The 12,305-nt window shown below is 69.7% G+C and carries 10 protein-coding genes; 7 read left to right on the top strand and 3 right to left on the bottom strand.

Features of this window, described 5'->3' with window-relative positions; genetic code table 11:
* Positions 1-63: 63 nt before the first annotated feature.
* Together AB0310_RS08155 and AB0310_RS08150 are read right to left on the bottom strand one after the other, a co-directional pair.
* Positions 64-1,332 (bottom strand): ABC transporter substrate-binding protein, encoded by a 1,269-nt coding sequence (locus tag AB0310_RS08155; RefSeq protein ID WP_187662499.1) that lies wholly within the window; start codon positions 1,330-1,332, stop codon positions 64-66.
* A gap of 131 nt (positions 1,333-1,463) precedes the next feature.
* Entirely contained in the window at positions 1,464-2,000 is a 537-nt protein-coding gene (locus AB0310_RS08150) for a CGNR zinc finger domain-containing protein (protein WP_210675806.1), read from the bottom strand.
* A 38-nt stretch (positions 2,001-2,038) separates the two neighbouring features.
* On the opposite strand from AB0310_RS08150, the gene AB0310_RS08145 reads away from it, so the two are divergent.
* The 6 genes from AB0310_RS08145 to AB0310_RS08120 all read left to right on the top strand — a co-directional run bounded on the left by AB0310_RS08145 (position 2,039) and on the right by AB0310_RS08120 (position 9,180).
* Entirely contained in the window at positions 2,039-2,983 is a 945-nt protein-coding gene (locus AB0310_RS08145) for an EamA family transporter (protein WP_366236986.1), read from the top strand.
* A 194-nt stretch (positions 2,984-3,177) separates the two neighbouring features.
* The gene (locus AB0310_RS08140) at positions 3,178-3,843 is read left to right on the top strand and encodes a GntR family transcriptional regulator (protein ID WP_187662496.1); all 666 of its coding nucleotides are present in this window, start codon (positions 3,178-3,180) and stop codon (positions 3,841-3,843) included.
* Positions 3,840-5,366, top strand: a complete 1,527-nt coding sequence (locus tag AB0310_RS08135; protein WP_366236985.1) for an MmgE/PrpD family protein — start codon at positions 3,840-3,842, stop codon at positions 5,364-5,366. The genes AB0310_RS08140 and AB0310_RS08135 overlap by 4 nt, the downstream gene beginning before the upstream one ends.
* A 118-nt stretch (positions 5,367-5,484) precedes the next feature.
* Entirely contained in the window at positions 5,485-6,387 is a 903-nt protein-coding gene (prpB, locus tag AB0310_RS08130) for a methylisocitrate lyase (protein ID WP_187662494.1), read from the top strand.
* A 2-nt stretch (positions 6,388-6,389) separates the two neighbouring features.
* On the top strand, positions 6,390-7,523 hold the full coding sequence (locus AB0310_RS08125; RefSeq protein ID WP_187662493.1) for a bifunctional 2-methylcitrate synthase/citrate synthase: 1,134 nt from the start codon (positions 6,390-6,392) through the stop codon (positions 7,521-7,523).
* A gap of 169 nt (positions 7,524-7,692) precedes the next feature.
* Positions 7,693-9,180, top strand: a complete 1,488-nt coding sequence (locus tag AB0310_RS08120; RefSeq protein WP_366236984.1) for an MFS transporter — start codon at positions 7,693-7,695, stop codon at positions 9,178-9,180.
* A gap of 13 nt (positions 9,181-9,193) precedes the next feature.
* On the opposite strand, the gene AB0310_RS08115 is transcribed toward AB0310_RS08120, so the two are convergent.
* Positions 9,194-9,796 carry an antibiotic biosynthesis monooxygenase gene (locus AB0310_RS08115; RefSeq protein ID WP_062765537.1) on the bottom strand — a complete coding sequence of 201 codons (603 nt, stop codon included), beginning with the start codon at positions 9,794-9,796 and terminating at the stop codon, positions 9,194-9,196.
* A 1,000-nt stretch (positions 9,797-10,796) separates the two neighbouring features.
* Here AB0310_RS08115 and AB0310_RS08110 point away from each other — a divergent pair.
* Positions 10,797-12,296 (top strand): CoA-acylating methylmalonate-semialdehyde dehydrogenase, encoded by a 1,500-nt coding sequence (locus AB0310_RS08110; protein ID WP_366236983.1) that lies wholly within the window; start codon positions 10,797-10,799, stop codon positions 12,294-12,296.
* Positions 12,297-12,305 lie beyond the last annotated feature (9 nt).

The raw sequence follows: 12,305 nt of genomic DNA, 5'->3' as shown, positions 1-12,305 counted from the left end.
GGGAGGGCGCTGGAGCAGCGCCGGGGAGGAGCCGGGGACGGTGCGTCCCCGGCTCCTCGAGGGTCAGCCGGCGTTCGCGGCGAACCAGTCGTCCATGGCCTGCAGCACCTGGTCGGCGGGCGCGCCGCCGAGGAGGGCCTGGGTCTGGGTGTTGATCTCGCCCGCGTAGCCGTCGGGGAGGGTGCGCTCGCCGTAGCCACCGCCGGTGGGCGTGTAGGCCTCGGCGGGGGTGTCGGCGACGATCTGCAGCAGCTCCTCGCCGAGCGGCGTCATGTCGTACTCGTAGCCGTCGCGGAAGTTGCCGTCGACAGCGAGCTGGTCGCTCACGGCGGTCTGGTCGGTGGTGAGGAACTCGATGAGCTTCGCCGCGGCATCCTGGTTCTTGCTCGCCTTGAGGATCGAGTAGGGACTGGCGATGTTGGCGCCCATCGCGGGCTGCTCGTCGGCGCTCATCGCGGGGGCGCGGAAGACGCCGATGTCGGCCGAGTCCGTCGCCTTCGCCTGGGTGCCGGCGAACCAGCTGCCCATCGAGTACACCGCGGTCTTGCCGGAGAGGAAGGCCTGCTCGGCATCCGGGTACTTGATGCCCAGGGCGTCGCCGGGGATGTACCCCTCGGACACCCAGTCCGCGTAAGTCTCGACCGCGTCGCCGTAGGTCTCGCTGAACGTGACGTCGCCCGCCGAGATGTCCTGGAACCACTCCGGGTCGTCGGCGATGATGGTCGGCAGTCCGAGCGCCTGCAGCGTGTGGCTGGTCATCCAGTCACCGCCGGTCTGGACGGGGGTCCACCCTGCGTCCTTGAGCTTCCCGAGGGCGTCCGTGAGCTCGTCGACGGTCGTCGGCAGCTCCGTGATCCCGGCCTCCTCGAAGGCGGTCTTGTTGTAGAAGAAGAGGCTCTGCAGCTGCACGCCGATGCCGGCCATGTAGTTCTTGCCGTCGATCGAGTACTGGTCGGCGAGCGGACCGGACGACGCCCATTCGTACTGCGAGAGGTCGACGAGCTCGGGAGCGAGCTTGGTCGTCGGGGCGATGGACTGCACGACGTCGGGAGCGTCACCGGCGGCCAGCAGACGCGGCACGGCGGCTTCGACCCCCTCGGCGCCCGGGTTCTGGATGACGACGTCGATGTTCGGGTTGGCGTCCTCGAACGGGGCGACGAGGTCGTTCCAGAACTCCTCGGTCAGGTTCGGGGTGACGTTCACGAGCATGCGGACGGTGACGTCGCCGCCGGCATCGCCGCCGTCGTCACCGGCGGTGGTCGAGCAGCCGGCGATGGCGAGGGCGGATACCGCCGCGATGCCGGCGAGGGGGAGGACTCGGGCCTTGATCATCGTTGATCCTTTCCTGATGCATGAGGGAGGGCCGCTCGCGACATTACACTAATCGATAATCGTTTGTGAAGAGCGGGCAGCATCAGATCTCGCTCGGAGAGGGCGGCCTCCGAGCGTGGCGGGCGACGGGGTCAGCCGGCGGCGCGCCGGGCGCGATAGGCCGCCACGGCGTTGCGGTTGGCGCAGCTCGTGGAGCAGTACCGTTTGGAGCGGTTGCGGGAGAGGTCGAGCGCGATCGCCTGGCAGGTCTCGTCCGCGCAGACGGTGAGGCGAGAGCCTTCGTCCGTGCGGATGACGTCGATCAGAGCCATCGCCGTCTCCACGAGCACGCGTTCGGCCAGCGGGCGCTCATCGGCGAGGCCGTGCAGGTGCCAGTCCAGCTCGTCGTGACGGACGAGCCGCGGGGTCAGACGCACCTCCGCGAGAGCGGCGTTCACGTGCGCGGCCATCTCGTCGCGCGGAGCCAGCAGCATGGCACGGAGCCGCGGGCGCAGAGCGCGGAGGTCGTCGAGCTCCACCGCGTCCCTGTCGACCCGTCCCGTGTACGGGAACACCTGGAGGAAGGTCTTCTCGTCGTCGATATCCACGAGGGTGTCCGGCTCTTCCGCCGAGTTCGCGAGCCAGACCGCGGCTCGGAGTGCGTCCTCGGTGTCATCGGTGAAGACCATGTTGACAGCTTACTCCCGTCCGCGTAGCGTCATCTCCCATGAGCACTGTGGCTGATGACGCCGACCGGACCCGGGCCGGCGTGCGGTTCGGGCTCCCGCTCGCGATCGCCGCCGCCTTCGCGTTCGGTTCCTCCGGGGCCTGGGCGCGCGGACTCATCGACGCGGGGTGGACGCCAGGTGCTGCCGTCACCGTGCGGGTGTGGGTCGCGGCGCTCGTGCTGCTCGTCCCCACTCTTCTCGCGCTGCGGGGACGGTGGCGTGCGCTCCGGCAGAACGCGGGGATGGTCGCCGCCTACGGCCTGCTCGCCGTCGCAGCCACCCAGCTCTGCTACTTCCAGGCGGTCGCGGTGATGGACGTCGGGATCGCTCTGCTCATCGAGTACACCGCCCCGGTCGCGGTGCTCGTCTGGCTCTGGCTGCGTCGGGGAGAGCGTCCCACGCGGCGCAGCGTCCTCGGTGCCGGCATCGCCTTCGTCGGGCTCGTCCTCATGCTCGACATCGTCACCGGCGCGCAGGTGAATGTCGTCGGTGTCCTCTGGGCGCTCGGTGCGATGGTGGGGGCCGCGAGCTACTTCGTGCTGTCCGCCCGGGCCGACACCGGCATACCGCCGATCGCGCTCGCGGGGAGCGGGTTGCTGCTCGGCGCCGTCGGCCTGAGTCTCGCTGCGCTCGTCGGGGTGCTGCCCTTCGCGTGGACGACCTCCGACGTCGGCTACCGCTTCGGCGCGGTGCCGTGGTTCGTGCCGGTCCTCGCGATCGGCGTGATCGCGACGGCCCTCGCGTACGTGCTCGGCATCGTCTCGACACGGATGCTCGGCTCGCGGCTCGCCTCGTTCGTCGCGCTCGCCGAGGTCGTGGCGGCCCTGCTCTTCGGCTGGCTTCTGCTCGGCCAGCTCCCCGGTCCGCTGCAGGCCGTCGGTGGCGTGCTCGTGCTCGCCGGTGTGGTCGTGGTGAAGCTCGGCGAGCCCCGCCCCGCGGCCTGAGCGGCGTCTCCGCGCACAACTTCGGACTCCAGGGCCGACACGCCGGCCCCCGGCCCCGCCGTGCGGCGTGTCCGCGGCGATCTCCGAAGATGTGCCCGGATGGGGGAACGGCTGGGCGGAGACTATGTATACGAATGCACCACTTGAATAAGACAGGTGGCCCGCTGGGGGCCATTTATGTATACACTGGCGGAATGGTTCTCCCGGTCGAGCGCACGTCCATGGGCGATCGTGCCTATGCGGCGCTCCTGGACGGCATCCAGTCCGGGGAGCTGCCGGCCGGTTTCGTGCTCGGCGAGGTGGAGCAGGCCGAGCGCCTCGGCGTGAGCCGGACGCCGCTGCGGGAGGCGCTGCGTCGTCTGGCCGCCGACGGCCTGGTCGTGCAGCAGTCGCCCCGCGTCACCGTGGTCGCCGACCTCGATGCCGACGACATCCGGTCCCTGTTCGAGATCCGCCGCGCGCTGGAGGAGACCTCCGCCCGCCTCGCGGCCGTCCGGGGCGACGCCGACCGGTTCGCCGCGCTCGCCGCGGAGTTCGCGCACGTGGATCTCACCAGGGCGGAGGGCCGCGACGCCTACTACGCGCTGATCGCGCGGTTCGATGCGGCCCTCGACGACGCCGTCGCCAACGACTACATCGCCGCGGCGCTGCGCACCGTCCGCACCCACCTCGTGCGCGTGCGGCGCATGGCCCGTGACAAGCCCGCGCGGCTCGCCGCCTCCGCGGCCGAGCACCGCACGATCGCCGAGGCGCTCGCCGCCCGCGACGGCGACCTCGCCGCCCATGCCACGCATGTGCACCTGCACAACGCGCTCACCGGCATCCTCGACTCCCTCCCCGACAGCGAAGGACACTCATGACCGTCACCCACCACGTCCGCGTGCACGCCAGCTCCGAGAACCTCGTCCGTGAGGACCAGCTCGCCTGGAAGATCGCCGAGGTCGCGGTCGACCAGGTCGAGGTCGAGCAGCCCGTCGTCGACATGATCATCAACCGCATCATCGACAACGCGTCCGTCGCCGCGGCCTCCCTCGCCCGTGCGCCGATCGTCGCAGCCCGCGCGCAGGCGTTCAGCCACCCCGTGTCCACCGGTGGTGCCGGCGCCAACCTCTTCGGAACACCGCTCGACCGCCGCACCAGCCCGGAGTGGGCGGCCTGGGCGAACGGCGTGGCCGTGCGCGAGCTCGACTACCACGACACGTTCCTCGCCGCCGAGTACTCGCACCCGGGCGACAACATCCCGCCGATCCTCGCGGTCGCGCAGCACACCGGCAAGGACGGCAGCGCGCTCGTGCGCGGCATCGCCACCGGCTACGAGATCCAGATGGACCTGGTGCGCGCGATCTGCCTGCACAAGCACAAGATCGACCACGTCGCGCACCTCGGCCCGTCCGCCGCCGCCGGCATCGGCACCCTCCTCGGCCTCGACGTCGAGACGATCTACCAGGCGGTCGGCCAGGCGCTGCACACCACGACTGCCACCCGGCAGAGCCGCAAGGGCGAGATCTCCACGTGGAAGGCGCACGCCCCGGCCTTCGCCGGGAAGATGGCCGTAGAGGCGGTCGACCGGGCGATGCGCGGACAGACCAGCCCCGCGCCGATCTACGAAGGTGAGGACGGCGTGATCGCCTGGATGCTCGACGGCAAGGACGCCGCCTACGAGGTGCCGCTGCCCGCTGCGGGCGAACCCAAGCGCGCGATCCTCGACTCGTACACGAAGGAGCACTCCGCGGAGTATCAGGCGCAGGCGTGGATCGACCTCGCCCGCAAGCTCGGCACGGCGAACCCGGCGCTCCGCGACCCCGCGAACATCGCCTCGATCGTGCTGCACACCAGCCACCACACGCACTACGTGATCGGCTCGGGTGCGAACGACCCGCAGAAGTACGACCCGACGGCCTCCCGCGAGACGCTCGACCACTCGATACCGTACATCTTCGCGGTGGCGCTGCAGGACGGCGGCTGGCACCACGTCGACTCCTACACGCCGGAGCGCGCCGGCCGGGCCGACACGGTCGCCCTGTGGCACAAGATCACCACGGCCGAGGACGCGGAGTGGACGCGCCGCTACCACTCGGAGGACCCGGGCGAGAAGGCCTTCGGCGGCCGCGTCGAGATCCTCCTCACCGACGGCTCGACCGTGGTGGACGAGATCGCCGTCGCCGACGCCCACCCGCTCGGTGCGCGCCCGTTCGCACGGGAGAACTACATCGCCAAGTTCCGCCTGCTCGCGGAGCCCGTACTCGAGTCCGCTGAGATCGAGCGGTTCCTGGAGCTCGTGCAGCGCCTGCCCGAGCTCACGGCCGCCGAGGTCGCCGAGCTCTCGATCGTCGCGAAGCCGGGTCTGCTCGACGACGCCGCGGCGCCCGCCGGTCTGTTCTGATGCCCACGCCGTTCATAACTCAGGAGAATCGGCGCGGAATGCGTCGGCTGACCGCCTACACGGCACTTTCCCCCGCCGGTCTCCTGAGTTGTGAACACCGATCGAAGGGGAGCAACTGATGCTGTACTCCACCACGACGCCGGCCGAGAAGCGGCGCCTGTTCCGGGAACGGCTCGCCTCCGGGGAGCTGCTGCGCTTCCCCGGCGCGTTCAACCCCCTGAGCGCCCGACTGATCGAGCAGAAGGGGTTCGAGGGTGTCTACATCTCGGGCGCCGTGCTCTCCGCCGACCTCGGCCTGCCCGACATCGGCCTCACCACGCTCACCGAGGTCGCCGGGCGGGCGAAGCAGATCGCCCGGATGACCGACCTCCCCGCAATCGTCGACGCCGACACCGGCTTTGGGGAGCCGATGAACGTCGCCCGCACGATCCAGGAGCTCGAGGACGCCGGCCTCGCGGGAACGCACATCGAGGACCAGGTCAACCCCAAGCGCTGCGGCCACCTCGACGGCAAGGCCGTGGTCGACGAGGACACCGCGATCAAGCGCATCCGCGCAGCCGCCGACGCCCGCCGTGACGAGAACTTCCTGATCATGGCGCGTACCGACATCCGGGCGATCGAGGGGCTGGACGCGGCGATCGACCGGGCCCAGGCGCTCGTCGACGCGGGAGCCGATGCGATCTTCCCCGAGGCGATGCGCACGATCGGCGAGTTCGAGGCCATGGCCGCGGCGCTGGACGTGCCGATCCTCGCGAACATGACCGAGTTCGGCAAGAGCGAGCTGTTCTCCGTCGACAGTCTCCGCGATGCCGGGGTGCGCATGGTCATCTGGCCGGTGTCGCTGCTGCGCATCTCGATGGGGGCCGCGGGCCGTGCGCTCGATACGCTGAACGACGAGGGGCACCTGACCTCGAAGCTCGGCGAGATGCAGCACCGCGCCGACCTCTACGAGCTGATCGACTACGAGTCGTACAACCGTTTCGACTCCGGCGTCTTCAACTTCACCGTTACGAAGGAGTGACCATGACCGAGCCGGACATCAAGAAGGGCCTCGCGGGCGTCGTCGTCGACACGACCGCGATCTCGAAGGTCAACCCCGAGACGAACAGCCTGCTCTACCGCGGCTATCCCGTGCAGGAGCTCGCCGACACGCAGTCCTTCGAGGCGGTGGCGTACCTGCTGTGGAACGGGGAGCTGCCGACGGGCGACGAGCTCGCCGCGTTCCGGCTGGAGGAGCGCAAGCACCGCGCCCTGGCCGACAACGTCAAGGCCGCGATCGATCTCGTGCCGCTCGAGGCGCATCCGATGGACGAGGTGCGCACCGCGGTCAGCCTGATCGGCGCATCGGACCCCGAGGCCGGCGGCTCGGTGCTCGACGCCGGTGGCAGCCCGGAGCAGAACCTGGCGCGCAGCATCCGCCTGTTCGCGGCGCTGCCGGCCATCGTCGCCTACGGTCAGCGTCGCCGTCGTGGCCAGGAGCTCATCCCTCCGCGGGACGACCTCGACTACTCGGCGAACTTCCTCTGGATGACGTTCGGTGAAGAGGCCGACGACGTCGTGGTCGACGCCTTCAACCGGTCGATGATCCTCTACGCCGAGCACTCCTTCAACGCCTCGACCTTCACCGCCCGGGTCATCACCTCGACCCTCAGCGACATCTACTCGGCTGTGGTCGGGGCCATCGGTGCGCTCAAGGGCCCGCTGCACGGCGGGGCGAACGAGGCCGTGCTGCACATCTTCAAGGAGATCGGATCGGCGGACGCCGTCGAGACCTGGCTCGACAAGGCTCTCGCGGAGAAGCGCAAGATCATGGGCTTCGGACACCGCGTCTACAAGAACGGCGACTCACGGGTGCCGACCATGAAGGCCGCGCTCGACACCCTCGTCGCGCACTACGGCCGGGAGGACGTCGCCGAGCTGTACGACGCGCTGGAGTCGCAGTTCGTCGAGCGCAAGGGCATCCACCCGAACCTCGACTACCCGTCCGGTCCCGCGTACAGCCTCATCGGCTTCGACACGCTCACCTTCACGCCGCTGTTCGTCGCGGCGCGGGTGACGGGATGGACGGCCCACGTCATCGAGCAGGCCGGCGCGAACGCCCTGATCCGTCCGCTGTCCCACTACGACGGCCCCGACGAGCGGCACGTGGCCGGCTGACCCCTCCGTTCGAATCGCCTGAATGGCTCCATCTCACCGCGGGATGGAGCCATTCGCGCGATTCGGAGCAGTAGCGTGCCGACGGCCCCCGGTCAAGCGGATGCGGCGGATTTCCGGGAGGAGTAAACCGGATCCGGGACGAAAGCATGTCCCGCGAGAAGGAGGCCCCATGTCCGCGTCCGACGTCACCGTCAAGGAGGTCCGGTCGCTCGTCCCCGCGCGCATGGACCGGCTCCCCTGGTCGCGCTTCCACTGGATGATCGTCGTCGGACTCGGGTTCTCCTGGATCCTCGACGGCCTCGAGGTGCAGATCGTCGCGGCCAACGGCTACGCGCAGACGCTGGGGATGGGTCCCGCCGAGGTCGGCCTCGCCGGCACCTGCTACCTGCTCGGCCAGGTGTTCGGCGCCCTCGTGTTCGGCCGCCTCGCCGACCGCCTCGGCCGCAAGAACCTCTTCCTGCTCTCGCTCGGGGTGTACCTCGTCGGGTCGGCCGTCGCCGGTCTCGCGTTCGCCCCCTGGTTCTTCTACATCTGGCGCTTCGTCGCCGGCGCGGGAATCGGCGGTGAGTACGCGGCGATCAACTCGGCCATCGACGAGATCATCCCCGCGAAGTACCGCGGCCGCGTCGACATCGCCATCAACGGCACCTACTGGGGTGGCGCGGCGCTCGGTGCCGTGGCCAACATGTTCTTCCTCAACACCGACCTCCTCCCCGCCGACATCGGCTGGCGGCTGAGCTTCTTCGTCGGTCCGATCCTCGGCATCCTCATCATCTGGCTGCGGCGGCACATCCCGGAGAGCCCTCGCTGGCAGATGACGCACGGCCGCGAGGAGGAGGCCGAGCGCAACGTCGACGAGATCGAGGAGCGCATCCGCAAGGAGGGCAAGTCGATCGAGCCCGTCGACGAGAGCAAAGCCATCACGGTCAAGGAGTACGGCAGCGTCCCGCTCCTCGTGATCGCGAAGGTGCTGTTCAAGAAGTACCCGCGGCGCACGCTCGTCGGCATCACCATGATGGTGACGCAGTCTTTCCTCTACAACGCGATCTTCTTCACCTACGCGCTCGTGCTGGAGAACTTCTACGACACCCCGCCGGCGTCCGCATCGCAGTACTTCATCGTCTTCGCGGTCGGCAACCTCGCGGGCGCCCTCATCCTCGGCCACTTCTTCGACACGTGGGGACGCCGTCGGATGCTGTTCGGCACCTATGTGCTCGCGGGTCTGATCCTGCTCGTCAGCGCCTTCCTCTTCAACGCGGGTGTGCTGAACGCGGGCACGCACACGGCGTTCTGGTGCGCGTCGTTCTTCTTCGCCTCGGCCGGAGCATCGGCCGCGTACCTGACCGTGAGCGAGATCTTCCCGCTCGAACTGCGCAGCCAGGTGATCTCCTACGTGTTCTCCATCGGGCAGCTCGTCGGCGCTGTCGCTCCGGTGCTCTACGGCGCGCTGATCGGTGCGAGCGCGGAGTCGGGCGACCGCGGTCCGCTGTTCTGGGGGTACGTGCTCGGTGCGGCGATCATGATGTTCGGCGGCGTCGTGTGCGGCGTCTTCGGCGTCAGTGCGGCCGGGAAGTCGCTGGAGGACATCGCCGATCCGCTCTCGCTCGTGGAACCGGCGAAGAAGGGCGTCACCCCGGGAGCGGAGTCCGGCCCCTGAGAAGGCGTTTCCGCTAGCGGGCGAGCCAGTTCCGCAGGGAGCGCGTGACGAACGGCAGCACCCAGTACGTCATGATCGGCGTGAGCACGAGGGTGGTGATGAGCACGCGGAGCCACAGCGGAACGGCGTCCCATCCCGGCACCGGGCTCATGGCGTAGGTGAACGCGAGGTTCACGGGGAAGAAGCCGAGCCAGATCGAGACGGCCTGCTTCCACCGCGGCGGCGCCGGGGCGACGGTCACGGTGCTCGTCGTGCCGTCCGGGTCGACGACGGGGATGGAGCCGGTGGACGGCTCGTCGAACCAGCCCTCGATGCCCGAGCGGCGCTTGGACCTCTCGCTGCGGACGAAGCCCTGGCCCATCGACAGCCACCACGCGCGTTCCCCGGACTGCTCCCACGCGGTGAGCGCGTCCTCGCTCGCGAAGCGGTAGAGCATGTGCCAGACCTGCGAGTCCTCGCCGGCACGGACCCAGCCGGAGCCGAGGAAGCCCGGGTACTTCGTCGCGAGGTTCACTCCGGTCTGCACCCACGCGGTCGCCTCGGCGATGCGCTCCGGATCGACCTCGCGGCGGATGGAGACGGTGACGGGTTCGGACACAGGGGCGGATGCGGACATGGTGCGGTCCTCGGGGTGAGCGGCGTCAGGGTGCGGACGCGGGGCGACGGCGCCAGGGTCGCGGCGCCTGGTCGATTCTAGTTCTCCTTCGAGTCGCGCGATTGGCTCCAGATCCGGGCCGGATGCCGCCAGCATCTCCCGCAGCTCATCGATCGTCGCCCAGGGCTGCCTCGCGACATCCGGCCGCCCGACCCCCGGCCTCCAGCGTCGGCAGAAGTAGTCGCCGAGCGCACCAGGTCCGCGAGCGGCAGCGTGCCGAGGGAGACCCAGGTCGCGGCGGGGGAGGTCACCCGGAGGCCGTCCCGATAACGGATCGAGGTGAGGCTGGACAGCGTGCGGTGTCCGGTCACGCCGCGGGCGCGAGGGAACGGGATCCTGCCGGACGCGCTGACGTGGAGGGCGAGGTCGTCCGCCGTCGCGACGCTCCCGCGGTCGTCGAAGGCGAGCGGTAGCGGGCCTCCCCAGATCGAGGCCGCGGTCTCGTGGCTGAAGAAGTGTCCGGTCGGATCCGCGCAATCGACCGCGGCTCACGCCGTGCAGCCGCGCCGTCCGTACCGCGAAGTCCACCCCGAAGCGGGCCGGAAGCTCGTGTCGTCGTCCCATGCCCCCACGCTCCCACCGCTGCTGTCGGGCTGGGTCCGGTCTCCACAGCCCCGGTTCGAATCGCGCGCTGTGCTCGATCCTCGGGCGAAATAGAGCAAGGCAAGCGATTCGAAGGGGGAAGAAGAAGACCCCCGCCGACCCGATTCGGCGGGGGTCTCGGGAGCGAGAGTGCTCACCGTGTGCACGGGAGACGCGACTACCCGATCCGGTCTGAGTCTGTGCCGTGCATCTGCAGTTGTAATCGGCCCAGGTGGCCAGCGGGTGAACGAGGGGCGAACGGCGCCGTGCGGCCACTCGTCTGCCCGACGACAAGAGATACAAGGACGTCCTCGTATTTTCACGGTCGTCGGAGTAAACTCGCCGATGTGCCAAAGAGGGCACGGAGGGATGTCGCACAATGACCCGTACTATCCCGCACTTCGTGGGCGGAACGCATGTCACCCCGGAAGACGGTCGCTTCGCCGACGTCTTCGATCCGAGCACCGGCGCCGTGCAGGCCCGGGTGCCGCTCGCATCCGCGGAGGAGGTGCGCCGCGTCATCGGGAACGCCGAGCAGGCCCAGGCCGCGTGGGCGGCGACCAACCCGCAGAAGCGCGCCCGCGTCCTCCTGCGGTTCCTCGACCTCGTGCAGCAGGAGATGACCTCGCTCGCCGAACTCCTCGCGAGCGAGCACGGCAAGACCGTCGACGACGCCAAGGGTGACATCCAGCGGGGTCTCGAGGTCATCGAGTTCTCCGCCGGGGCCCCGCACCTGCTCAAGGGCGAGTACTCCACCGGTGCCGGGGCCGGCATCGACGTGTACTCGATGCGGCAGCCGCTCGGAGTCGTCGCGGCGATCACGCCCTTCAACTTCCCCGCCATGATCCCGCTGTGGAAGGCCGGCCCCGCCCTCGCCGCCGGCAACGCCGTGGTGCTCAAGCCGAGCGAGCGCGACCCCTCGGTGCCCGTGCGTCTCGCCGAGCTGTTCCTCGAGGCGGGCCTGCCCGCCGGTGTCCTCAACGTCGTGCACGGAGACAAGGAGGCGGTGGACACGCTGCTCACCGACGACCGGATCCGCGCGGTCGGCTTCGTGGGCTCCACGCCCATCGCCGAGTACATCTACGCCACCGCGGCCGCTCACGGCAAGCGGGCGCAGTGCTTCGGCGGCGCGAAGAACCACATGATCGTGATGCCCGACGCCGACCTCGACCAGGCCGTCGACGCCCTCATCGGCGCCGGCTACGGCTCCGCGGGGGAGCGGTGCATGGCCATCTCCGTCGCGGTCCCGGTCGGCGAGGAGACCGCGGATGCGCTCGCCGCCAAGCTCACCGAACGCGTCGCCCAGCTGCGCGTCGGGCCGTCCCTCGCGCCGGACGTTGACTACGGCCCCCTGGTCACGCGGGCAGCCGTCGAGCGGGTCGAGGGGTACATCCAGCAGGGCATCGACGAAGGGGCGACAGTGCTCGCGGACGGCCGCGGGTTCACGGTCCCCGGTCACGAGGAGGGCTTCTACCTCGGGCCGACGCTCTTCGACCACGTGACGACCGACATGGCGATCTACCGCGAGGAGATATTCGGCCCCGTGCTCGTGATCGCCCGCGCCGCCGACTACGAGGAGGCGCTGCGTATGGCCTCCGAGCACGAGTACGGAAACGGTGTCGCGATCTTCACGCGCGACGGCGATGCCGCCCGCGACTTCGCCGCCCGGGTGGAGGTCGGGATGGTGGGCGTGAACGTGCCCATCCCGGTGCCGATCGCCTACTACACGTTCGGCGGCTGGAAGCGCAGCGGCTTCGGCGACCTCAACCAGCACGGCGCCGACGCCTTCCGCTTCTACACGAAGACCAAGACCGTGACGAGCCGCTGGCCGTCGGGGATCCGCGAGGGCGCGAGCTTCGTGATCCCCACCATGCACTAAGGACACGCG

This window comes from Microbacterium meiriae, assembly GCF_040702565.1.
Classification (GTDB): domain Bacteria; phylum Actinomycetota; class Actinomycetes; order Actinomycetales; family Microbacteriaceae; genus Microbacterium; species Microbacterium meiriae.
This window is presented reverse-complemented; position numbering and strand designations above follow the sequence as displayed.

What these genes read in the sequence shown, in the direction of transcription:
- prpB (WP_187662494.1), top strand. Translation starts at nt 5,485, where the DNA reads ATGCTGTACTCCACCACGACGCCGGCCGAGAAGCGGCGCCTGTTCCGG.
- AB0310_RS08125 (WP_187662493.1), top strand. Translation starts at nt 6,390, where the DNA reads ATGACCGAGCCGGACATCAAGAAGGGCCTCGCGGGCGTCGTCGTCGAC.
- AB0310_RS08145 (WP_366236986.1), top strand. Translation starts at nt 2,039, where the DNA reads ATGAGCACTGTGGCTGATGACGCCGACCGGACCCGGGCCGGCGTGCGG.
- AB0310_RS08155 (WP_187662499.1), bottom strand. Translation starts at nt 1,332, where the DNA reads ATGATCAAGGCCCGAGTCCTCCCCCTCGCCGGCATCGCGGCGGTATCC.
- AB0310_RS08110 (WP_366236983.1), top strand. Translation starts at nt 10,797, where the DNA reads ATGACCCGTACTATCCCGCACTTCGTGGGCGGAACGCATGTCACCCCG.
- AB0310_RS08140 (WP_187662496.1), top strand. Translation starts at nt 3,178, where the DNA reads ATGGTTCTCCCGGTCGAGCGCACGTCCATGGGCGATCGTGCCTATGCG.
- AB0310_RS08135 (WP_366236985.1), top strand. Translation starts at nt 3,840, where the DNA reads ATGACCGTCACCCACCACGTCCGCGTGCACGCCAGCTCCGAGAACCTC.
- AB0310_RS08115 (WP_062765537.1), bottom strand. Translation starts at nt 9,796, where the DNA reads ATGTCCGCATCCGCCCCTGTGTCCGAACCCGTCACCGTCTCCATCCGC.
- AB0310_RS08150 (WP_210675806.1), bottom strand. Translation starts at nt 2,000, where the DNA reads ATGGTCTTCACCGATGACACCGAGGACGCACTCCGAGCCGCGGTCTGG.
- AB0310_RS08120 (WP_366236984.1), top strand. Translation starts at nt 7,693, where the DNA reads ATGTCCGCGTCCGACGTCACCGTCAAGGAGGTCCGGTCGCTCGTCCCC.